The 22663-nt window shown below is 68.1% G+C and carries 18 protein-coding genes, 1 other RNA gene and 2 pseudogenes; 9 read left to right on the forward strand and 12 right to left on the reverse strand.

What is annotated here, in order from left to right:
• Positions 1-76: 76 nt before the first annotated feature.
• A complete protein-coding gene (locus MHEC_RS09655) occupies positions 77-1048 on the forward strand; it encodes a cobalamin biosynthesis protein (RefSeq protein ID WP_048892415.1) in 972 nt (323 codons plus the stop codon).
• Here MHEC_RS09655 and MHEC_RS09660 read toward each other — a convergent pair.
• Genes MHEC_RS09660 through MHEC_RS09670 form a run of 3 tightly spaced genes read right to left on the reverse strand, consistent with a single transcriptional unit; the run spans position 1020 to position 2984 of the window.
• The gene (locus MHEC_RS09660) at positions 1020-1838 is read right to left on the reverse strand and encodes an SURF1 family cytochrome oxidase biogenesis protein (protein WP_048892416.1); all 819 of its coding nucleotides are present in this window, start codon (positions 1836-1838) and stop codon (positions 1020-1022) included. The genes MHEC_RS09655 and MHEC_RS09660 overlap by 29 nt on opposite strands.
• Positions 1838-2332: a low molecular weight protein-tyrosine-phosphatase gene (locus MHEC_RS09665; RefSeq protein ID WP_048892417.1), complete on the reverse strand. Its 495-nt coding sequence runs from the start codon at positions 2330-2332 to the stop codon at positions 1838-1840. Before MHEC_RS09665 ends, MHEC_RS09660 begins: the two co-directional genes overlap by 1 nt.
• The gene (locus tag MHEC_RS09670; RefSeq protein WP_048892418.1) at positions 2325-2984 is read right to left on the reverse strand and encodes an HAD-IA family hydrolase; all 660 of its coding nucleotides are present in this window, start codon (positions 2982-2984) and stop codon (positions 2325-2327) included. The genes MHEC_RS09665 and MHEC_RS09670 overlap by 8 nt, the downstream gene beginning before the upstream one ends.
• A gap of 163 nt (positions 2985-3147) precedes the next feature.
• Between MHEC_RS09670 and cobC the strand changes: the two are divergent.
• From cobC to MHEC_RS09690, 4 genes and pseudogenes are all read left to right on the forward strand, one after another.
• Positions 3148-4126 (forward strand): annotated as a pseudogene (cobC, locus tag MHEC_RS09675) (Rv2231c family pyridoxal phosphate-dependent protein CobC).
• Positions 4123-5263 (forward strand): annotated as a pseudogene (locus MHEC_RS09680) (Nif3-like dinuclear metal center hexameric protein). Before cobC ends, MHEC_RS09680 begins: the two co-directional pseudogenes overlap by 4 nt.
• Positions 5260-5997, forward strand: a complete 738-nt coding sequence (locus MHEC_RS09685) for a zinc ribbon domain-containing protein (RefSeq protein ID WP_048892421.1) — start codon at positions 5260-5262, stop codon at positions 5995-5997. Before MHEC_RS09680 ends, MHEC_RS09685 begins: the two are co-directional and overlap by 4 nt.
• Positions 5994-7103, forward strand: a complete 1110-nt coding sequence (locus MHEC_RS09690) for a bifunctional RNase H/acid phosphatase (protein WP_048892422.1) — start codon at positions 5994-5996, stop codon at positions 7101-7103. The genes MHEC_RS09685 and MHEC_RS09690 overlap by 4 nt, the downstream gene beginning before the upstream one ends.
• A gap of 42 nt (positions 7104-7145) precedes the next feature.
• On the opposite strand, the gene MHEC_RS09695 is transcribed toward MHEC_RS09690, so the two are convergent.
• From MHEC_RS09695 to MHEC_RS09710, 4 genes are all read right to left on the reverse strand, one after another.
• On the reverse strand, positions 7146-8363 hold the full coding sequence (locus MHEC_RS09695; protein ID WP_048892423.1) for a cytochrome P450: 1218 nt from the start codon (positions 8361-8363) through the stop codon (positions 7146-7148).
• Complete coding sequence (locus MHEC_RS09700) at positions 8360-10081, reverse strand: N-acyl-D-amino-acid deacylase family protein (protein WP_048892424.1); 1722 nt, start codon at positions 10079-10081, stop codon at positions 8360-8362. The genes MHEC_RS09695 and MHEC_RS09700 overlap by 4 nt, the downstream gene beginning before the upstream one ends.
• Positions 10075-11271: an amidohydrolase family protein gene (locus MHEC_RS09705; protein ID WP_048892425.1), complete on the reverse strand. Its 1197-nt coding sequence runs from the start codon at positions 11269-11271 to the stop codon at positions 10075-10077. Before MHEC_RS09705 ends, MHEC_RS09700 begins: the two co-directional genes overlap by 7 nt.
• A gap of 71 nt (positions 11272-11342) precedes the next feature.
• Positions 11343-12827 (reverse strand): aldehyde dehydrogenase family protein, encoded by a 1485-nt coding sequence (locus MHEC_RS09710; RefSeq protein WP_048892426.1) that lies wholly within the window; start codon positions 12825-12827, stop codon positions 11343-11345.
• Between the two features lie 103 nt (positions 12828-12930).
• Here MHEC_RS09710 and MHEC_RS09715 point away from each other — a divergent pair, with 103 nt between their 5' ends.
• Positions 12931-14022, forward strand: coding sequence for a Zn-dependent alcohol dehydrogenase (locus tag MHEC_RS09715; protein ID WP_048892427.1), 1092 nt, complete (start codon positions 12931-12933; stop codon positions 14020-14022).
• Here MHEC_RS09715 and MHEC_RS09720 read toward each other — a convergent pair.
• From MHEC_RS09720 to MHEC_RS09730, 3 genes are all read right to left on the reverse strand, one after another.
• The gene (locus MHEC_RS09720; protein ID WP_048892428.1) at positions 14006-14200 is read right to left on the reverse strand and encodes a ferredoxin; all 195 of its coding nucleotides are present in this window, start codon (positions 14198-14200) and stop codon (positions 14006-14008) included. The genes MHEC_RS09715 and MHEC_RS09720 overlap by 17 nt on opposite strands.
• 153 nt (positions 14201-14353) lie before the next feature.
• Positions 14354-15538 (reverse strand): cytochrome P450, encoded by a 1185-nt coding sequence (locus MHEC_RS09725; protein WP_048892429.1) that lies wholly within the window; start codon positions 15536-15538, stop codon positions 14354-14356.
• Positions 15539-15604: 66 nt separating this feature from the next.
• Positions 15605-16321 carry a 2OG-Fe(II) oxygenase gene (locus MHEC_RS09730; RefSeq protein WP_048892430.1) on the reverse strand — a complete coding sequence of 239 codons (717 nt, stop codon included), beginning with the start codon at positions 16319-16321 and terminating at the stop codon, positions 15605-15607.
• Positions 16322-16474: 153 nt separating this feature from the next.
• On the opposite strand from MHEC_RS09730, the gene rnpB reads away from it, so the two are divergent.
• An RNA gene (gene rnpB / locus MHEC_RS09735) (RNase P RNA component class A) lies at positions 16475-16884 on the forward strand.
• Positions 16885-16909: 25 nt separating this feature from the next.
• Here rnpB and MHEC_RS09740 read toward each other — a convergent pair.
• Both MHEC_RS09740 and panB read right to left on the reverse strand, forming a co-directional pair.
• On the reverse strand, positions 16910-18409 hold the full coding sequence (locus MHEC_RS09740) for a CYTH and CHAD domain-containing protein (protein ID WP_048892431.1): 1500 nt from the start codon (positions 18407-18409) through the stop codon (positions 16910-16912).
• Between the two features lie 162 nt (positions 18410-18571).
• Positions 18572-19417, reverse strand: coding sequence for a 3-methyl-2-oxobutanoate hydroxymethyltransferase (gene panB, locus MHEC_RS09745; RefSeq protein WP_048892432.1), 846 nt, complete (start codon positions 19415-19417; stop codon positions 18572-18574).
• Positions 19418-19602: 185 nt separating this feature from the next.
• Here panB and MHEC_RS09750 point away from each other — a divergent pair, with 185 nt between their 5' ends.
• On the forward strand, positions 19603-20994 hold the full coding sequence (locus MHEC_RS09750; RefSeq protein WP_048892433.1) for a WS/DGAT/MGAT family O-acyltransferase: 1392 nt from the start codon (positions 19603-19605) through the stop codon (positions 20992-20994).
• Positions 20995-21046: 52 nt separating this feature from the next.
• The gene (locus MHEC_RS09755) at positions 21047-22609 is read left to right on the forward strand and encodes an alpha/beta hydrolase (protein WP_372507318.1); all 1563 of its coding nucleotides are present in this window, start codon (positions 21047-21049) and stop codon (positions 22607-22609) included.
• Positions 22610-22663: the final 54 nt, after the last annotated feature.

Consider the following 22663-nt stretch of genomic DNA (forward strand, 5'->3'; position numbering starts at 1 on the left):
CCATCGGGCCAGCCGTCCGGGATCCGCAGGCAGCGCTGCCGACCTGCTGTCGCACCGGGTGTGAGACCCTGCCGGGGTGGGCAAAACGACACGCCAGGTGCGGCTGCTCGGCACCCTGATCGGATACCTGGCCGATTCGCTGCTGGGGGACCCGAAACGGGGTCACCCGGTCGCCGGTTTCGGTGGCGTGGCCGCGGTGTTGGAGCGGGTCACCTATCGGGACAGCAGGATTGCCGGCGTCGTTCATGTCGGCGTCCTGGTCGGCGCAGTCGGCGTGCTGGGGGCGATGCTGCAGCGAGAGGCAGAGCGCCGGGGCCCGCTGTGGTCCATAGCCGCCACCGCCACCGCTACCTGGGTCGCGCTTGGCGGGACAACACTGACACGCACGGCCCAAGCAATGGCGGAGTTGATAGGCCGCGACGACGTCGAAGCCGCGCGGGGCCTGCTGCCGTCGCTGTGCGGGCGCGACCCAGCGCGCCTCGACAGAGCCGGGTTGACCCGCGCGGCGGTGGAATCCGTCGCCGAGAACACCTCCGACGCGCACACGGCGCCACTGCTCTGGGCGGCAATCGGTGGTGCGCCTGCGGTGCTGGCGTATCGCAGCATTAACACGCTGGACTCTATGATCGGGTATCGCACACCGTACTATTCCCGATTCGGTTGGGCCGCAGCACGATTGGACGATGCGGTCAACTATCTCGGCGCCCGCGTCACGGCTGCGCTGGTGGTGCTGTGCGCGCCCGCCGTGGGCGGCTCACCGTCCGGCGCGGTGCGGGCCTGGCGTCGTGACGCCCCGCGACATCCCAGCCCCAACGCGGGAGTCGTCGAGGCGGCGTTCGCCGGGGCGTTGGGCGTGCGGCTGGGTGGCCCCACGCATTACCGGCATCAACTGCAGATCCGACCGACGTTGGGAGAAGGGGTGACGCCCTCGGTGGCCGATCTGCGCCGAGCGGTGCTGCTTTCGCGGTTGGTACAGACGGCGTCAGCAGCCGCGATGGCGTTATGTGCCGGGATCGGCTTCAGCGTCGTCGGCCGTAACGGTCGGTGAGTTTCTCCTCGACCGTCATCGGTGCCGCAGCAGTGTCGGTCGGGGTCTGCCGGTCCACCTTGCGGGCGCGGATCTCAGAGAACACGAAATAACCGAGACCGATCGGCGCGAGGACGCCGAACAAAATCCACTGAATGCCATACGACAGAAACGGCCCGGCATCGAGGTGCGGTACGCCGACCACGCCGAGCCCGCCCGGCTGGTTCTCGATCAGCTGCAGGTACGACCCGGCCAACCGGACCCCGGTGAGCGCTGCGATTTGAGCAGTGTTGATTGAATATACCTGCTGGACACCATCTTTGGAGAACGGTTCTTTACCTTGTGTCGTCGCTTCGGAATTGCGCAGCCGCGCTGTGATGGTCACGGTGCCACTGGGCGGCGGGGGTATCGGCGGCACCTGCGAGCCCTGCTCGGGTCGTACGTAACCGCGGTCGACCAGCACGGTGGGTCCGTCGTCAACGACGAACGGCGCCAACACCTCCAACGCCGGATTACCATCGACCACCCGCAGCCGAGCCAGCACCTGCACCTCGGGCAGGTAATGTCCGGTGGCGGTCACCCGTCGCCACTGCGCGTCAGATGCTGACGAATCCTGCTGTAGCAGGAGATCTTTCAATGGAACCGGCGGAGTGGTCAGCGAATGCTCGATCTGGCTGTTCTCGCGCGAGGTTTTGGCGTTCTTCCCCAGTTGCCACGGCGCGAGCACGCTGAAGCACAGGTAGGTGAACGCGATCACCACCAGCGCCAGCGCCAGCCAGCCCGGTCGCAGCAGAAACCCGAAGCGCCGCATCAACGATGGCCGTTCTGCGCCAGCCGCTCGTCCACCCACTGGTGCAGGCCGGGCAGGGCGGCTTCGATGACGGCGAAGACCTCTTCGAAGTCGTCGTGGTCCCCGTAGTAGGGGTCGTCGACGTCCAGCGCATACCCGGGCGAACGCGGGTCGAAGGATCGCAGCATCCGTATCCGGGCGGCATCGACTCCCCATTGCTGCAGGAGCCGGACATGGTTGCGGCTAAGCGCCACTACCAAATCGGCAGCCAGGTGGTCGGCGTCGACCTGGGCGGCGCGGTGGTCGGTCGGGTAACCGTGTGCCCGCAGCACCCTGGCGGCGCGCTCGTCGACGCACTTGCCCACATGCCAATTGCCGGTGCCCGCACTGGTGACTCGCACGACGTCGTGCAGGCCGCGCTGGCTGATCTGGTGGGCGAACATCTTCTCGGCCATCGGAGAACGGCAGATATTGCCGGTGCAGACGAAGGTGATGTGCAGGCGGGGATCAGACACCCAATGCCCTCCGCAGCTCGGCGACGGTCGCAACGTGTGCCACGGCCGGCGCGCGGTCCTCGGTGAAATCGGCCTGTCCATATCCCCATCCGACGACCAGCGTGTCGATGCCGTGTGCGGCAGCGCCTTGAACGTCATGCCAGCGGTCGCCGACCATCACCACACGCTCCGGCAGCGGCCGCAGCTGGGCCAGGGCATGAGCCAGCACGTCGGTCTTACTGCTGCGAGACCCGTCGACGCTGGCCCCGGCGACAACGTCGAAATAATCGGCGATCCCCAGGTGGGCCAGAATGCGTCGCGCGGTCGGCTCGGCCTTCGAGGTCGCCACCGCGAGCCGCACACCCGCGGCGCGCAAGTCGGCCAGCAGCGACTCGACGCCGTCGAAAACCGTGCTGTTCGCCCAGCCGCGGGTGCCGTAGTCGGCGCGGTAGGCGGCGATCGCGGCGTCGGTGTGTTCGCCCAGCCTCAGCGACGCCAGCGTGTGATGCATGGGCGGGCCGACGATCCGGGCGACCAGGTCGCCGTCGGGCACGGTGGCCCCGACCTGGCGTAACGCATAGCAGAAGCTGGACACGATACCGCGTGCGGAATCGGCGAGGGTGCCGTCAAGGTCGAAGATCACCAGCTGCGGGCAGTCAACTCGAGCGGGCATGGGATACGTCACGTCCTCATTGTCCTTGATGGCGGTGCCGCCCTGCGTGCCACGCTCCGGAATGCCGCCGCGCCGCCGACTACTGTTTGACCCTGTGGTGCGTCTGGACCCAGGCCGGTTGACGGCGGCGCGGTATCACGGTGATCAGGCGGCGGCGCCGGGCATGCTCGATTTCGCCGTCAATGTCCGCCACCGGCGACCGCCCGCCTGGCTGGTGCAGCGGCTGGCGGCCCGGCTGCCCGATCTGGGCTGCTACCCGAGTCGCCGCGATGAGGCGGCCGCAGTGCACGCGGTGGCGGCCCGCCACGGCCGCGGCCCCGACGAGGTGGCGCTGCTCGCGGGCGCGGCCGAGGGTTTTGCATTGTTGGGCAACCTGCACCCGACCCGGGCGGCGCTGATCGCGCCGTCGTTCACCGAACCGGATGCGGTGCTGACCGCGGCCGGGCTACCGGCGCACCATGTCGTGCTGCCGCCGCCCTTCCATTTGGCCGACGCAAAGGTTCCCGATGACGCCGACCTGGTCGTCGTGGGCAACCCCACCAATCCCACCTCGGTGCTGCACCCGCGCGAGCAGATCCTCGCACTGCGCCGGCCCGGCCGGATCGTGGTGGTCGACGAGGCCTTCGCCGACTCGGTTCCGGGCGAGCCCGAGTCGCTGGCCGGTACCGCGCTGCCCGATGTGCTGGTGTTGCGCAGCCTCACCAAGACCTGGTCGCTGGCCGGGTTGCGGGTGGGCTACGCGCTGGGCCCCCCGGACCTGCTGGCCCGGCTGACCGCGCGGCGTGCCCATTGGCCGGTGGGCACCCTGCAGTTGGCCGCGATCGCGGCGTGCTGCGCCCCGGACGCGGTGGCCGAGGCGGCGGCGGAGGCACTGCGGCTGGCGGAACTGCGCGGCCAGATGGCGAACGCCCTGAAATCGGTCGGCATCGACGTGGTCGACGGGCAGGCGCCGTTTGTGTTGTTCAGCACCCCCCGGCGCCCCGCTGTTGCGTAAGCACTTGCAACGCAAGCAGATAGCGATACGTCGCTGCGACACGTTCGTCGGGCTCGATGACCGGTATCTGCGTGTGACGGTGCGACCGGAGTGGCCGCTGCTGGTGGACGCGATCGCCGAGTTCACCGCGACCGGGGTGCCGCGATGACCGTGAAGCTGCGCGACGTCATCGATGTGCTCGAGCGGGCCTACCCCCCGCAGCTGGCCCAGCCGTGGGATTCGGTCGGGCTGGTCTGCGGCGATCCCGACGAGCCTGTCGACTCGGTGACGATCGCGATAGACGCGACGGCGCCGGTAATCGACGACGTGCCCGACCGTGGCCTGCTGCTGGCGCATCATCCGCTGCTGTTGCGCGGCGTGGACACCGTCGCGGCCAGCACACCCAAGGGCGCGCTGGTGCATCGCCTCATCCGCTCCGGGCGTTCGCTGTTCACCGCGCACACCAACGCCGACTCGGCGTCGCCGGGGGGTGTCCGACGCGCTCGCGCAGGCGCTCGGCCTGACCGTCGAGGACGTGCTGCAGCCGCTGGCGGACACGGCCGATCAAGACAAGTGGGTTATCTACGTGCCGCCCGAGAACGCGGAGGCGGTGCGGGCGGCGGTGTTCGCCGCCGGTGCCGGTCGTATCGGCGACTACTCGTGCTGCAGCTGGAGTGTCACCGGCACCGGGCAGTTCCTGGCGCATGACGGGGCGTCGCCGGCCATCGGCAGCATCGGCACCGTCGAACGGGTGGCCGAGGACCGGGTCGAAGTCGTCGCACCCGCACGGCTGCGGGCCGACGTGCTGTCGGCGCTGCGGTCGGCCCACCCCTACGAGGAGCCCGCGTTCGACATCTTCGCGCTGGCCCCGCCGCCCACCGCCACCGGGCTGGGCCGCATCGGCTCACTGTCTCAACCGGAACCATTGCGCACGTTCGTATCTCGTGTTCGTGCCGCGCTGCCGGCGACGTCGTGGGGGGTGCGCGCCGCCGGAGATGCCGAGCTGCCGGTGTCGCGGGTCGCGGTGTGCGGCGGCGCCGGGGATTCGTTGCTGAGCGCCGCCGCGGCGGCCGATGTGCAGGTCTACGTCACCGCGGACCTGCGTCACCATCCCGCCGACGAGCATCGCCGGGCCTCCGACGTAGCGCTGGTCGACGTCGCGCACTGGGCCAGCGAATTCCCGTGGTGCAACCAGGCCGCCGACATCTTGCGATCACGCTTCGGCGAGTCGCTGCCGGTGCGGGTGTGCGCGATCCGCACCGACCCGTGGAACCTCGAAACAGAAACCGGGAGAGGCCAGCAATGAAAGCCGCAGTGGCACAACAGCGTTCGTTGCTCGAGCTGTCCGAGTTGGATGCGGAGTTGTCGCGGATAGCATACCGTTCCAGCCACCTGCCGGAACGGCAGGAATACGAGCGGGTGCAGGCCGATCACAACGCGGCCAATGACCGGCTGGCGGCCGTGCAAATTGCGTTGGAGGACCTCGATGCTCAGGTGTCGCGGTATGAGTCCGAGATCGAGGCGGTGCGGCGGCGCGAGGGCCGTGACCGGTCGCTGCTGGCATCGGGCACGACGGACGCCAAGCAGCTTTCAGAGCTGCAGCACGAGCTGCAGACCCTGCAGCGCCGACAGGCCAGCCTCGAAGATGCGCTGCTGGAGGTGATGGAGCGCCGCGAGGAATTGCAGGCGCAGCAGAGCGCAGAGCTGACGGCAATCGATCGGCTGCAGACCGAACTGACGCGCGCACAGCAGGCTCTCGACACCGCGCTCGCCGAGCTGGACCAGATCAGGCAACAACGCGTGTCGCGGCGCGACGAGCTGACCGCGACGCTAGATCCTGACCTCGTTGCGCTCTACGAGCGACAGCGCACGGCCCGCGGCGCCGGCGCCGGGCCGCTGCAGGGCCGCCGGTGCGGTGCCTGCCGGATCGAAATCGGCCGCGGTGAACTGGCACGGATCTCGGCCGCCGCCGATGACGACGTGACACGTTGTCCTGAGTGCAGTGCAATCTTGTTGCGGCTCAAGGACTTTGATCAGTGAAGGTGATCGTCGAGGCCGACGGCGGCTCGCGGGGCAACCCCGGGCCGGCGGGCTATGGCTCGGTGGTCTGGAACGCCGACCACTCGACGGTGCTGGCGGAAAGTAAGCAGGCGATTGGCCGGGCCACCAACAACGTCGCCGAATACCGGGGCCTGATCGCCGGTTTGGACGAGGCGGCGAAGGTGGGCGCCACCGACGTCACGGTGCTGATGGATTCCAAGCTGGTGGTCGAGCAGATGTCCGGGCGCTGGCAGGTCAAGCATCCCGACATCGCCGAATTGTACAAGCGGGCCAAGGCTTTGGCGTCGAAGTTCGACCGGGTCAGCTTTGCCTGGGTGCCGCGGGAGCGCAACGTGCACGCCGACCGGTTGGCCAACGAAGCGATGGACGCCGCCGCCGAGGCCGAGACCGCTGCGGTGCGGGGCGCGACCGGGCCGCATGAAACGGCCCCGGCGCGCGACATCCCGACCCCGCCCGGCTGGACCGGCGCGCGCGGCGACCCAACCAGACTGTTGCTGTTGCGGCACGGGCAAACCGAGTTCTCGGTGCACCGGCGCTACTCGGGGCGCGGTGATCCGGCGCTGACCGACCTGGGCTGGCGGCAGGCCGACGCTGCGGCGCGCTACCTGGCGCAGCGGGGCGGGATCAGCGCCGTGATCACCTCACCGCTGCAACGGTGCCACGACACGGCGACGGTGGCGGCCAAAGCGCTCGGTCTGGACGTGGGCGTCGACGATGACCTGATCGAAACCGACTTCGGCGGCTGGGAGGGCCTGACGTTCGCCGAGGCCGCCGAACGCGACCCGGACCTACATCGCCGCTGGCTGCGCGACACCAGTACCACCCCGCCCGACGGGGAAAGCTTCGACCAGGTGCATCAGCGCGTGCTGCGGGCGCGTGACCGGATCATCGCCGGGCACACCGGCACGACGGTGCTGGTGGTGTCGCATGTGACGCCGATCAAGATGCTGTTGCGGATCGCGCTGGACGCCGGGCCCGGCGTGTTGTACCGCTTGCACCTCGACCTGGCGTCGCTGAGCATCGCCGAGTTCTACCCCGACGGGGCATCGTCGGTGCGGCTGGTGAACCAGACGGAGTATCTGTGATCGGCCGCGCCGTGTCGACGAGTCCGGCGCCCGGCGCGGCGCTCAGCGGTCAGGCGTGAACTCCACCGCCAGCGCCACCGGCGACCGGAACGCCACCCCGACGACCCGCGGCTTTGGCGCACTGGGATCCAGCCGCAGATCCGCCAACCGGTCCAGTAGCGCGTTGATCGCGACGGTGGCTTCCATCCGCGCCAGATGCATGCCCAGGCACAGGTGCGGCCCACCACCGAATGTCAAGTGCGCGATGTTCTTTCGGGTCGGGTCGAAGCGGTCCGGGTCAGGGTAGCGGTCCGGGTCCCGGTTGGCGGCGGCGACGCTGACGTTGACGTTGGTGCCCGCGGGGATTTCGACGCCGCCGAGCACGCAGTCGCGGGCCGCCACCCGCATGACCGAGGTGATCGGCGGCTCCCAGCGCAATGCTTCTTCGAGGGCACCGCGGACCAGGACACGCTCGGCGCGCACCGCGTCGAGCAGCGCGGGCGCGCTCAGCAGCGCGGTCAGCAGATTGCCGGACGCGCGATACGTCGTCTCCACCCCGGCGGGCAAGATCAGCAGCAGGAACGCGAAGATCTCGTCGTCGGTCAAGCGGGCGCCGTCGATCTCGGATTGCGCCAGCGTGCTGATCAGGTCGTCTTGCGGGTCGCGGCGCCGCTCGGCGAGCACCGTCGCGAAGTACTCCTTCAACGCTGCCGAGGCGGCGATTCCGCGATCCCAGTCATACACCACGTTGAGCAGCTCGATCGAGAGCCGTTGAAAGCGCGGGTAGTCCGTACGCGGTAAGCCCATGATCCGCGCGATGACCTGGACCGGAAACGCGAAGGTGAACTCGCGGACCAGCTCGGCTCGCCCGCGCGGCGCGAACCGGTCGATGAGCTCGTGAACCACCACCTCCACCAGTTCGCTGCGCCAGCGCTCCAGCAGCGTGGTGCGAAACGACGGCGACACCAGGGCCCGGCTGGCGCGGTGCTCGGCGCCCTCGAGTTCAAGCAGGGTGCGTCCCATGACCGGGCCCATGATCTGCTGGTAGATCGACGAGGAGAACCTGGCGGGGTCGGTGAGCACCGCCTGGCATTCGTCGTATCCGAGCACCGTCACCCCCGCCACACCGAGGGTTTGGCTAACCGTCTCCGTGAACGGATTGCCAACCATGACACGGTGTTTCGTCCGTGCTTCGCGCAGGCGCTCGTGCACGTTCTCCACCTGCATGAGCAGCCCGTCCTGCAGTCCGGCCGGGTCGAATTCGTCGATCGCCGGGTTCACGACGCCGTCACCGTGTCGGTGTCACGCCCGGACCGCAGCACCGTGCCCGGCATCGCTCCGGTGGGCGCGCCGTCGCGACAGACCTCGACACCGCCGACCCATACCGAGCTGATTCCGCGGGCGTCGGCGACCAAGCGGGGCGCACCGGCAGGCAGGTCGTAGCGGGTGCGCTCGGGCCCGTGGTCGACACTCGCCGGGTCGAACAACACAAAATCGGCATGCCAGCCGGGGCTGATCCGGCCGCGGTGGCGCAGCCCGTAGAGCCGGGCCGGCACATCGGTGATCAGCCGCACCGCCTCCTCGAGCGTCACCACCTGGTAGTCGCGGACGCCACGCCCGAGCAGCGACGTGGTGTAGATCGCACCGCACATCATGTCAAGGTGGGCACCGGCATCCGAGCCGCCGATGACGGCATGGGGGTGACGCCACACCTGGGCGCGCACCCGCCAGTCAGCAGCGTCATCGCCGGTCGACGGCGGGCTGAGCCCGGTGCGCAGCTCGTCGGCAACCACGATGTCACACAACGTGTCGAACGGCTCAGCACCGCGTGCCGCCGCGACCTCACCCACGGAACGCCCAGTGGCGTCGGCGTTTTCGGGGGCGAACGTCTCGACGACGATCAGCCGCTCCCAGTGCGACAGCCCGCGCAGGACGCCGGCCTCCTCCGACTGGGCGCCCTCGTTGAGGCGGCGGCGCACCTGCGGATCGGCGAGCGCCTTGAGCCGTTCGGGCACCGGCAGATGCATGGTCTCGCGCCACCCCGGAAACCCGTCGAGCACGAAGCCGGTCAAAAACGACAGCCGAATCGTCATGGTGTGCGGCAAGGTGAGCGCCACCACCCGCCCGCCGCGCTGCGCGGCGACCTCGGAGGCCCGCAGTTGTGCTGTGTGCCCAGCGGGATTCGCCGCCGACACGCCCAGCACGTTCCAGTTCAGCGGCCTGTCGGCGGCCAGCGACATGTCGGTGAGCAGCGCGATCTCGTCGTCGGTGAAGCCGGACAGGCAACCAGGGACGATGGCTTCCAGCGTGGTGCCCGGATGACCGCGCACACCGGTGGCCAGCGCCACCAGCTCGTCGCGGGATGCCGCCCGCGACGGCACCGGCCGGCCGGAACCGTCGTTGTGGGTGTGCGACTGCGACGTCGACAACCCGAGCGCACCCTCGGCTAACGCCTCCTCGAGCAGCTCCACCATGCGCTTGATCTGTTCGTCGCTGGCCTGTCCACCGACCGCGTCCTCGCCCATCGCGGCGAGCCGCAGCGCCGAATGCCCAACCAGAAACCCGGCGTTGACGCTGATATGGCCCTCCAGCCGATTCAACCAGTCACCGAACGAGGACCACCGCCAGTCCAGCCCGGCCCGCAGCGCGTCCAGCGGCATGCCTTCCACGCGCGCCAGCATCCGGGTGAGGTAGTCCTGTTGCTCAGCGGTGGCGGGCGCCAGCGTAAACCCGCAATTACCACCGAAGATCGTGGTGACGCCGTGCTGCACCGACGGGCTGGCGGTCGGGTCCCAAAACAGCTGCGCGTCGTAGTGGGTGTGCAGGTCAACAAAACCTGGCGCAAGCGTCAAACCTTGCGCATCAACAGTTTTCGAGGCCAGCTCATCGATGTCACCGACCGCGGCGATCAACCCATCCTTTACGCCGACGGCGCCGCGCCGAGCTGGCGCCCCAGTGCCGTCGACGATGTCGGCGTCGCGGACGAGCAGGTCTAGCATGCGCCCTCCTTCAGCCACCCGTTGTCCGGCAGTGGGTGGCGGAAGAGCTCGGCGGCGTTGCGGTGCGTGATCCGCGCGGCGTCCTCGGCCGACAAGCCGGCGACGTTTCGCGCCACCACCTGCTGGGTGTCCGGCCACGTTGAGTCGGCGTGCGGGTAGTCGCTTTCGACCAGAATGCGCTCGGCCCCAATCGCATCCAGCGCCCCGAACGCGTGCGGATCGTCGATTGAGCAGAACCAGAAGTTGCGGTGCAGCACCTCGCTGGGCAACAGATCACTCTTCCACGAGCCGGCGTCGCGTCCCGATGCGGAGTGGGCGAGCACATAGTCGGCCCGGTCGGCGAGCATGGCCGCCCAGCCCAGCCCGCCCTCGGCCAGCGTGATGTTCAACCGGGGGAAGCGCACCGGCACACCCGACCACAGCATGTCCGCGCAGGCCACCAAACCGTTGACCGGAAACAACGTGGTGATGGTCTCGAACGGCGTGTCCGGCGCGGGAATCGGTGCCCACTGCGCCGATCCGGTGTGCAGGCACACCACGGTGTCGGTCTCTTCGCAGGCGGCGAAGAACGGGTCCCACACGCCCGTGTGCAGGCTGGGCAGGCCGCACTGAGCCGGCAACTCCGGAAAGCTGACCGCCTTGAAGCCGCGCTCGGCGTTGCGGCGCACCTCTTCGGCGGCCAGCTGAGGGTCGGCCAGCCACGGCAGCTGTAGCGGGATGATCCGCTCCGGGAAGCTGCCGGCCCAGACCTCCAGATGCCAGTCGTTCCACGCTCGCAGCACCGCCAGCCCAAGCTCGGGGTCCTTGCTCTTCCAAAAAACGGTGCCGGAGAAGCCGGCGATCAGCGACGGGAAGTTCAGTGACGCCCAGATGCCTGCCAGGTCCATGTCGGCGATGCGGGCTTTAATGTCCCAACAGCCGCGGCGCATCTCGTCGAACCGCGCGGGCTCGATGCTCCATTCCTCGGGCGGTCGGCCGACCACCGCGTTGAGCCCCACATTGGGGTATTCGCAGTCCTCGTAGCGCCAGACCTGGCGCCCGTCGTCGGTTTGGACGACCTTCGGGGCCCGGTCGGCCAGCGCCGCCGGCAGCCGGCCATCGAACATGTCGGGTGGCTCGATGACATGGTCGTCGACCGAGATCACAACGTGTTGACGCTTGCGGGGAGCGGGGTCTGGCAGCAGCGCCATACCTGATGACTATCGTCGGTTTCGGCTGTAAGTCAATACGGGATCGACTACCGAATCAGCTACCGGATCGACTACCGGGGCACCGGCTGGCGCACGAATGCCCGCGGTTGGGTGAACGCGCGGATCCCTTCGACGCCGAGCTCGCGCCCGATGCCGGATTGCCCGACCCCGCCGAACGGCAGCCGCGGATCCTGCGCAGCCATGCCGTGACAGTTGATGCTGACCGTGCCGGCAACCAGCTGCTCGGCGATGCGATCGGCCAGCGCCTCGTCGGCCGACCACACCGACGCGGTCAACCCGAACTCGGTGGCATTGGCCGCCGTCACCGCCTCATCGATGTCGTCGTAGCCGAAGATCGGCAGCACCGGCCCGAACTGCTCCTCGGTGGCCAGCGCCGAATCGGGCGGCAGATCGGTGACCACGGTCGGCAGCACGAAATAGCCCCCGGCGTCGGCGTCGGCGGCGCGGATCCGGCCGGCGGTGCGTACCGTTGCTCCGTGGGTCTTGGCGTCGGCGACCAGCGCGGTGACCCGGTTCCGTCCGGCCGCGGTGTGCAACGGGCCCAGGGTGGTCTCGTCGGCCAAGCCGTCGCCGACCACCTCGCGGTCGCAGCGGGCCAGCACCGCGTCGGCCAGTTCACCGACGCGCCGCTTGGGCGCGTAGAGCCGCTTGATAGCCATGCACACCTGGCCGCAGGTGGTGTAGGTGGCGTTCATCAGCTGGTCGACCAGCTGGTCTGTGATGTCGAGATCGGGCGCGATGATCGCGGGATCGTTGCCGCCGAGCTCGAGCAGCACCGGGGTGAGCCGGTGCGCGGCAGCCGCCATGACCGCGCGGCCGGTGGCCACCCCGCCGGTCAGCGAGATGACGTCGATGCCCGGATGGGTGACCAACGCCTGGCCGAGCTCGTGCCCGGGAGCGGCCAGCATGTTCACCACGCCGGGCGGCAGCGCGGCGGCGAACGCCGCGCCGAACTCCAGCGCGGCCAACGGACATGTCGGTGGCACCTTGACCACCGCGGTATTGCCGGCGGTCAGCGCCGACGTCAGCTTGGTCATCGACACCGCCAGCGGCCAGTTGAAGGGAAGCACAAGGGCAGCAACACCGTAAGGCTCGCGGTGCAGCCGCGGATATCTCTGCGTGGGGTCGACCTGCTCGGGTGCGAGCGCCGTTTCGGCCATGGCGGCCAGGAGTGATGCGACGGCGGGCGCCATGGCGATTTCCGAGCTGGCCTCCGAGAGCACCTTGCCATGCTCGCGCGTGTAGAGCCGGGCGATGTCCCGCCCGGTGAGCTGTTCGGACGCAGTGGTCGCCGCGGCGATCACTGCAGCGACCCGGTCGCTAACCTCACGTGCGCGCCACTCGGGCGCCGCTTGGCGCGCCGCCTGCACCGCGGCGTCGAGCTGGGCGTGGTCGGCGGCGGGAGCATGGCCGACAGTCTCGGTGGGTCGCGCCGGATTGTGCACGGGATAGGTGCCGGCGCCGCCTTTTTGCTGCCGACCGCCGATCGTCAGCACTGCCGCGGCTTGCGAGGGTGTGTTCGCCGACGTGGTCATGGGCGTCTCCCTTCCCCGGCATACTCGGCGGCAACCGCGCTTGACCTGGTGCAGCGGTCACGCCATGGTAAGTCACTGTGACGCGGATCTCAGACGGCCCGTGATGAAAGCGGTCGTGCTGCGGGCGACCGGTCAGCCGAGCGCGGTCGAGGAGATCACACTGCGGCCGCTCGGGCCCCGTGAGGCGCGGGTCCAGGTGGCCGCGAGCGGCGTCTGCCATACGGATTTGTCCGTGCGCGACGGTGGCATGCCGTCGCTGCTGCCCTGCACGCTCGGGCACGAGGGCGCAGGGATCGTCACTGAGATCGGTGAGGAGGTCACCACCGTGGCCCCTGGTGACCACGTGGTGCTCACCTGGATCGTGCCGTGCCGCTCTTGCCCGCACTGCCTGCGGGGCGAGGCCCACCTGTGTCCACAGGGCATCGCGCATGCGTTCGGCGAGCCGTACGCCGAGAGTGCGGTCGGTCCGGTGTGGCCGTCGATGGGTGCGGCAACCCTGGCCGAATACACGCTGGTGCCAGCCGCGGCGGTGGTGCCGATCGATAGGTCGCTGCCGCTGGACCGAGCCGCGCTGCTGGGGTGCGGGGTCACCACCGGGGTCGGTGCGGTGCTGCGCAGCGCGGTCGTCCGACCGGGCGAAAGTGTACTCGTAATTGGTTGTGGCGGAGTAGGTTTGGCCGCAATCCAAGGTGCCCGGCTGGCCGGTGCGGCGCGCATCATCGCCGCCGACCGAGCAGCGGGGCAGCTTCCCGCCGCGACGGTCAACGGCGCGACCGATGCCGTCGACGCGGCCGAGGTCGATGTGGTCAGCGCGGTCCGGGATCTCACCGGGGGCGTGGGGGTGGACCATGCGATCGAGGTGGTGGGCAAGCCGGTCACCATCCGCGCCGCCTATGACGCCACCCGCCGGGGCGGGACGGTGACGATCGTCGGTGCGGCCGACATCGAGGAAGCGGTGACGTTTCCGGCGCTGTCGCTGATGGCCGACGGCAAGACGATCCGCGGCAGTGTCTATGGGGCAAGCGATCCGGCCCGCGACATTCCGGCCCTTGTCGAGCTGGCGTTGCGCGGCCGACTCGACCTGGAGGCGCTGGTGACGCGGCGGATCGGCATCGATGACGTCGAGGCCGCGTTCGCCGACATGGCCGCGGGGCGCGGTGCACGCAGCGTGGTGTGCTTCAGCGAGACAACGTGATCGCTTGCTCCGGGCAGTTCTGTTCCGCATTGGCGGCCTGGTCCTCAAGCGCGCCCGACACGTCGGCGACGCGCACGACGGAATGCCCGCACTCGTCGGCGTCGAAGACCTCAGGGGCCAAGCTGTAGCAGCGTCCATGTCCGGTACAGCGATCCGGATCGACGATCACTTTACTCATCAGCGCCGCTCCTCCTCATCGCTTAGCTCTGCATCGTCGCCGGCGCGGCTCATCAGCGCCGCTCCTCCTCATCGCTTAGCTCTGCATCGTCGCCGGCGCGGCTCATCAGCGCCGCTCCTCCTCATCGCTTAGCTCTGCATCGTCGCCGGCGCGTCAGGGGGTCCCGACCGGGAACCTCAGCGGCAGCGCCTCCACCGACCGCAGTGCGGCGGTGTACTTGAGTTCGGTGCCGGGCGGAATCTCGTAATCGGGGATGCGGCGGTGGAATTCGCGTAACGCCACCCGCAGCTCCATGCGGGCCAGGTGCGATCCCAGGCAGCGGTGCGGACCCGCGCCGAATGCACGGTGCCGGTTCGGGTTACGCCGAAAGTCGACGACCTCCGGGTCCGGGAACTCGGCCGGGTCGGTATTGGCCGCACCGAGCAGGGGGCTCACCCGTTCACCCTTGCTGATCGGGCATCCGCCCACTTCGACGTCCTGCATTGCGACCCGAGCGACTCCGGGAACCGGTGTCTCCCAACGCAATAGCTCTTCAATGGCGCTGGGAAGGAGGTCGGGCTGCTCGACGAGCAGCCGGCGCTGCTCGGGATGGCGCGCCAGGTAAACAAAAAAGCAGTCCAGCGAATCGGTGACAGTGTCGAGCCCTGCGATGAGGAACAAGAAGCAGATGTCGAGCAGCTCCTCACGTGAGAGCGGCTGACCTTCGACGCGCGCGGCAATTAACGCGGACAGGATGTCGTCGCGTGGATGGGCGATGTGGTCGTCGATGGCGCGCTCGAAATAGGCGTAGATTTGTTCGGCCACGGGTGCGGCGGCCTTCCCGTGCTCGTCGTAGCCGCGCACCCCCTCCGGGCGGATCACGCCGTCCTTCCACACCAGGAATTTCTCGAGGTCCTCCAGTGGCAGGCCGAGCAGCTGCAGGAAGACAGTGCACGGCAGCGGCACCGCGAACTCGGCGTGAAAGTCGCACTCGCCGCGATCGGCGAAGCCGTCGATCATCTCATTGACCAGCTTGGTGACTTCCGGTTCCCGCCGGGCCATCTCGCGCGGGGTGAACAGCGGATCAAGGATTCGCCGGTATTTCGCGTGCTCCGGTGGATCGATCTGCAGCGGGATCAGTGGCCGCAGATTACCCAGATCGACCGCGTCCATATTTGACGAGAACAGCTCGGTGTGCTTGAGCGCCATCTCGATGTCGGAGAGCCGGCTGAGTACCACTGCCTGCGGGGAGCGGAACACCGGGCACGACTCGCGCAGCGCCTTGTACATCGGCTGCGGCTCCGCCAGGCCCATCACCGCCTGGTCGACGTAGTCCTGCGCGTTACGTTCTGAGGTCATGCTGTCAAGCCTGACACCAACCGGACGAATGGGCAACGGTATGAGCAACTGTTGCTCATATGTTTTTCAGGCGGCGTCGTGGAAGATCAGTCCCAAGGCGTAGCGCTCGCCGGAGCGCACGACGGAAAGGCCATGCCGCACCGGTGCCGCCGACCAGCCGCGGGTCGACTGCACCGGCCGGTCTTTGGTGGTGAACACGTAGCCGTGCCCCTGCGGCAGCTGTGTTGCGGTGCCGCGGGATTGCGCCCGCGGCCGCTGCTCGACGAGCAAAAATTCGCCGCCGGTGTAGTCGGTGGCCGGATCGCTGAGATTGATCACCACCTGAAGCGGAAAAACCAAGTCTCCGTACAGGTCTTGGTGCAGGGCGTTCCAATCGCCAGGTCCGTATTTGAGCATCAGAGCAGTGGGCTTGGTCTGGCCGGCGGCGTGGCAGGTGTCCAGCCATTCCTCGAGAGTGTCCGGCCAGGGCGCGTCTCTGCGCAGCTTGGCCCACCAGTCCCGGGCGATCGGCAACAGCCGCGGATACAGCGCGTTCTTCAGGTGCTCGATCGGCTCGGGGTAGGGCTCGCGGAAGTACCGGTATTCCCCGGCGCCGTAGCGACGCCGCTCCATGTTTATGGTGGCGCGGAAGAGATCGTCGCCGGCGTAGAGCGTGCGCAGCCGAGCCGCCTCAGCGCGGGTAAGTAGCCGGGGGAGCAGCGCGCCGCCATAGTCGTTGACGGCTGCGGCGATCGCTCCCCAGTCGGCGGAGTCGATGCGCGTGTGCCACCGGGTGGAGGGCATCGCCGGATACCGTCCTCGTGTGCTGTGGTCGCGGTCGTTACCAACAACCTAAACCCACAGCTGGGTCGAGCGCGGAATGCCTGCGGCTGGGCGAGGGTTGACTGTCACGGCTGGTCCCGGCAGCGCACGCCGAGTACGGTGGAAGGTCGCGGACGAGTTGGCCGGGCGGCCGCGGCTCTCCCTGGTCCGCAGGGACCAGGCGAGTCGAGGAAAGTCCGGACTTCACAGAGCAGGGTGGTTGCTAACGGCAACCCGGGGTGACCCGCGGGAAAGTGCCACAGAAAACAGACCGCCACCTTCGCGGTGGTAAGGGTGAAACGGTGCGGTAAGAGCGCACCAGCATCCCGGGTGACCGGGATGGCTAGGCAAACCCCACCCGAAGCAAGGCCAAGAAGACCGCACCCGGTGCGGTCGCGCAGGCGTTCGAGGGTTGCTCGCCCGAGCCTGCGGGTAGGCCGCTTGAGGCACCCGGTGACGGTGTGTCCAGATGGATGGTCGCCGCCCCGCTAACCGCGATCCGCGGTGGCGGGGAACAGAATCCGGCTTACAGGCCAACTCGTCCGCCCCTGTCGGGACCACTACTTCGGCTTAGCGCCGCATGTTGCGCAAGGCTTTGTCGAGCTTTCGCAGCGCGGGTTCCAGCTGTTCGCGGCACTTCTGCGCCAAGTCGGCCTCTTGCTGGTAGAGCACCCCGTAAGTGAAGGTGTCTTCCCCGGCGGCGTGCGCGGCGTCGGCCTGCTGAATCAGATGCTGTCGGCTGACCACGCTGTCCTGGTGATCGCCGAGCAAGGTCTGGATCGCCTTTGCCTGCTCCGCTACCTTCGCCGCGTCCATCGCCGCTGCCGTATAGCGAAGTCGCTTGGCCCTCTTGCGGATTCGGTGCAACGCATCGTTGCGTTCGGCTTCGGTGGCCTTGGCCGCGGCTTTAGCGGCCTTGCGTACCCGCTGGTAGGCGGCGTCGATGGTCGCCGGGGCCCGTTCGGGTGAAGCGGCCGGTGGTTTCGCGACCACCGCGTCCAACGCGTCAAGCAGCCGGAAGTATCGCTGCGAGCGCAGCGCCGTCAATGATCGCTGCAGCCCGGTCTCATAGCGGCGCCGGGCCTCGTCGACAAGACGCTCTCGCACACGTCCGCGCACCAGCTCCGGCGGCAGGCGGTCCAGTGCTTGCTGGTAACGCTGGGCGAGGACCTCGGCGTCGCGGGCGGCGCCCAGCACACCGGCTAACTCCCGAAGTTCGTCGAGGATCCAGGTGCTGTCGGAGAGGCCGAACGAGTCCTGCGCCGCCTGAAGCAGGCTGCGGATTTTGCGGGTGGTCACCCGCATCTGATGGACGGCATCGTCGGCGTTGGCGCGCACCGCGCGATCCCACACCAGCAGGTTGTCAACCTGCTCGGCCAGTGCCTGCTGCACTGGGTCGGCCGGGGGTTCCCGTTCGCCGTCTCGGCAGACGGCGAGCACCCGTGCCAGCTTGGATCCGTGCCGGGCCGGCACCGCCCCGGCGTCGAGCAGCCGGTTGCTCAGCCGCTCCAACAGCTCGACACCGGCGGTGCCGACGCTGCGCAGCTCCAATTCCCACTCCCGCCACCGTTGCTCGGTAGGCTCGCCGTTGCCGCACGCGGCCGACCAGGCCGTGACCTGGTCGTCGCAAAACTCGGCCAGCACGGCATCGTCGGTGCCGTACACCGCGTGCACCTGGCGAGCGGTGGTGATCCGCGCTACCGCAGCCAGTGGTCGGTCGCGGACGATCGCGCGCACCACGTCGACCAACTCCTCTGGCACGGTCTCGCCGTCGGCGTCCCGGGCCGTCAACGGAGCGCGAACCTCGGTGCGGCAATCCGGGCCGGCGGGCAACTTCAGGTGCCAACCATCGTCCGTCCCACCGGTGCGCCGCCGCAGGGTCACCCCCTTGGACGCGAGGTCGTGACCGGCGGTGTCGAAATACACCGCCTCCAGCGTCTGTGCGGGCAACTTCTCCACGCGGGCGACCGCGGCGATGCCGTCGAACGACGGCGGCACCGTCGAGTCGACAACGTCGAACTTGCGCTCCATTTCCACATGACGTGAGGTGGTTGGAGCCTCGACGGGCATTGGCTGCCTCCGACGGAGCGTTGCCGCAACGGTGGATACGGATCCAGCGTGCCACACCGCACCATGTACGCGCGAGCAGACGTACAAGCCCCGAAACGGCGCGCGTTTGGGGGATTTTGCGTCCGGTGACGGGGCAAAGCCCGGCGAACGCCGTGGTCGGAATCAGAAACTGTGCTCGTCGGCGGGAAAAGTCCCGCTGGCCACCTCTTGGGCGTATTGCATTGCAGCACGGCGTAATTCGCCCGCGATGTCGCCGAATCGCTTGACGAAGCGGGCGGTTTTGCCGCTGGTGAGCCCGGCCATGTCCTGCCAGACCAGCACTTGGGCGTCACAGTTCGGGCCGGCCCCAATCCCGATGGTCGGGATGGTCAGCTTGCCGGTGATCTGGGTGGCCAACTCGGCGGGAACCATCTCCATCACAACGGAAAACGCCCCGGCTTCGGCGATGGCGATGGCATCGGCGATGGTCTGCTCAGCGGCGTCACCACGGCCCTGCACCCGGAATCCGCCCAGGCTGTTGACGCTTTGCGGGGTAAACCCGATATGCGCCATCACCGGAATCCCGGCAGCCGTCAGGGTGGCGATCTGCTGGGCGACCCGCTCACCGCCCTCAAGCTTGACCGCGTGCGCGCCGCCCTCCTTCATAAACCGGGTGGCCGTGGCCAGCGCCGCTGCGGGTCCTGCCTCGTAGCTTCCGAACGGCAGGTCGGCGACGACAAGCGCATGCGGCGCACCCCGCACCACGCCACGAACCAGCGGGATGAGCTCGTCGACCGAGATCGGCACGGTGGTGTCGTAGCCGTAAATCACATTGGCGGCCGAATCGCCAACCAGCAGCACCGGTATGCCGGCGTCGTCGAAAATCCGGGCCGTTGAGTAGTCGTAGGCAGTCAGCATCGCCCACTTGCGGCCCTCGGCCTTCATCTTCTGCAGGTGCTGGACGCGGGTCTTGGTTCGCGGCGTGGGGGTGGTGTCCGACGCCGCCCCATAAACGGTGTGCTCAGACATCGTTGTCCTTGAAGTGTTAGTCGGTTCGATCCTCGTGGCCCTGCCGGGTCCCCGGGTTCGTTGGACACCGCCAGTCTGCCATTTGCCGCAGCCAACACCTACAGCAGGGGCAGTGGACTTTGTCACAGCCGCAGTCGTTAGGCGATTCCGGCGACGCCGCGTCGCCTCGGACATACCATCTGCGCATGCAACGGCTCAGCGGCCTCGACGCCAGCTTCCTGTATCTGGAGACCTCGTCGCAGCCATTGCATGTCTGCTCGATCCTGGACCTGGACACCTCGACGATGCCGGGCGGCTACACCTTCGACCGCTTTCGCGACAACTTGGCGCTGCGCATCAAGGCGATGCCCCAGTTTCGCGAGAAGATAGCCGACAGCCCGCTGAATCTCGACCATCCGGTCTGGGTGGACGACAAGAACTTCGATGTCAGTCGGCACCTGCATCGAATCGGGCTGCCGCCGCCGGGCGGCCGGGCCGAACTGGCCGAGGTCTGCGGTCATATCGCGTCACTGCCGCTGGACCGCAGCCGCCCGCTGTGGGAGATGTGGGTCATCGAGGGTGTCGCGGGCACCGACCCCCGACAAGACGGCCGGCTGGCAGTGATGACCAAGGTGCACCATGCCTGCGTGGACGGCATGACCGGTGCGAACCTGATGTCACAGCTATGCAGCACCGAAGCTGATGCGCCCGCGCCGAATCCGGTCGACGGCGTCGGCGACGCCAACCAGATCCAGATCGCGCTGAGCGGGCTGGCGAAGTTCGCTTCGCGCCCACTGCATTTGATGAATGTGTTGCCCAACACGGTGTCGTCGATTGTGGAGACGCTGGCACGGGTGCGTGTCGGTTTGGCGATGGCACCTCCATTCGCGGCCCCGCCGACTGCGTTCAACGCCGCCGTCACCGGCAGGCGCAACATCGCTTATGCGCAGCTGGACCTCGAGGACGTCAAAACGGTCAAGAACCACTTCAACGTCAAGGTCAACGACGTGGTGATGGCGCTGGTTTCCGGTGTGCTGCGCCAGTTCCTGCTCGACCGCGGTGAACTGCCCGGCTCGTCATTGGTTGCAATGGTGCCGGTTTCGGTGCACGGCAAGTCTGATCGGCCTGGCCGCAACCAGATTTCCGGCATGTTTTCCCGTCTGGAGACCCAGATCGCCGACCCCGCCGAGCGGTTAAAGGCAATAGCTGAAGCGAATTCTGTTGCTAAGCAACATAGTTCCGCCATAAGCGCCACCCTGCTGCAGGATTGGTCGCAATTTGCGGCGCCCGCGGTTTTCGGTCTGGCGATGCGCGCCTATGCCCGGACCCGGCTGACCCGGAGCCGCCCGGTGCACAACCTGGTGATCTCGAACGTGCCCGGGCCGCAGATTCCCCTGTACATGCTTGGCTGCGAGGTCAAGGCGATGTATCCGCTGGGGCCGGTGTTCCATGGTTCGGGCCTGAACATCACTGTGATGTCGCTGAACGGCAAGCTCGATGTCGGAGTCATCTCCTGCCCTGAACTACTGCCGGATTTGTGGAACCTGGCAGACGACTTCGCGGTCGGGATGGAAGAGCTGCTCCTGGCGAGCCGGTAGCGGCACGGCGCGCAGGGCAACCGGAACCTGGGGCCGTCGCATGGCAGCATGGTTGGTCATGGGCCTGCCTCGCTGCGACAAGATCATGCCCACCACGCTGATCTGGATCGTGATGATCGCGATGGTGCTGGTCGGCGGCTGCACGAGAATGGTTCCCGGGCGGCCGGTACAAGCCGGCCCCAAGCTCGGCCAGCCGCTGCAGTGGGGCGCGTGCCATTTTCGTGGTGGCTCGGCGGTCAAGGTTCCCCCCGGCGCCCAGTGCGGCAAGATCGCGGTGCCCGTCGACTATCGCCGCCGCGACGGTGGCACCGCGACGCTGGCGATGATTCGATTCCCGGCGACCGGGGCCAAAATTGGCTCGTTGATCGTCAACCCGGGTGGCCCGGGCGAGTCGGGCATCGAGGCCGCTGTCGGGTTGGTGCAGGCGCTGCCGCCGCGGGTGCGCGAGCGGTTCGACCTGGTGGGCTTCGACCCACGCGGGGTCGCGTCGTCGCGGCCGGCGATCTGGTGCAACTCCGACGCCGAAAACGACCGGCTGCGCGCCGAGCCGCAGGTCGACTACAGCCCCAAGGGTGTGGCGCACATCGAGGGCGAGACCAAGGAGTTCGTCGGTCGCTGCGTCGACAAAATGGGCAAGGAGTTTTTGGCGAACGCCGGAACGGTCAATGTCGCCCGCGATTTAGACGCCATCCGCAAGGCGGTCGGCGACGAGAAACTGACCTTCCTGGGCTACTCCTATGGGACCCGGATCGGCTCGGCCTACGCAGAGGCTTACCCGAAAAACGTGCGGGCGATGATTCTCGACGGTGCGGTGGACCCGAATGCCGATCCGATCGAGCAGGATTTGCGACAAGCCAAGGGTTTTCAGGATGCATTCGACGACTTCGCCGCCGACTGTGCGAAGTCCCCGACGTGTCCGCTGGGCACCGACCCGGCCAAGTCGGTCGACGTCTACCACAGCCTGGTCGACCCGTTGGTCGATCCGGCCAACCCCCTGATCAGCAGGCCCGCGCACACCGCGGATCCGCGCGGGCTGAGCTACAGCGATGCCATCGTGGGCACGATCATGGCCCTCTACACCCCGACACTGTGGCATCACTTGACCGAGGGTCTGACCGAGCTGGCCGATCACCGCGGCGACACCTTGCTCGCCCTGGCCGACATGTATATGCGGCGCGACTCGCACGGCCACTACACCAACGCCAACGACGCCCGGGTCGCGATCAATTGCGTGGACCAGCCGCCGGTTAAGGACCGCGCCAAGGTCATCGAGGAAGACCGCCGCTCGCGCCAGATCGCGCCGTTTATGAGCTACGGCAAGTTCACCGGCGACGCTCCGCTGACCGCGTGCGCATTCTGGCCGGTCCCGCCGACCAGCAAGCCGCACGTGATCTCCGCGCCGGGGCTGGCGCCGACAATCGTGGTATCCACCACCCACGACCCGGCCACCCCGTACCAGGCCGGGGTTGACCTGGCCAAACAACTTCACGGCGCGCTGCTCACCTTCGACGGAACCCAGCACACCGTCGTCTTTCAGGGCAACCGCTGCATCGACGACTACGCGACCGCGTACCTAATCGATGGCACCGTGCCGCCCCCGGGTGCGAAGTGTTGAAGACGTGATCAACGTGTAATCGTTTGGCCGTCACTGTAACTGAGCACCCCATGC

It is taken from the genome of Mycobacterium heckeshornense (assembly GCF_016592155.1).
GTDB lineage: Bacteria > Actinomycetota > Actinomycetes > Mycobacteriales > Mycobacteriaceae > Mycobacterium > Mycobacterium heckeshornense.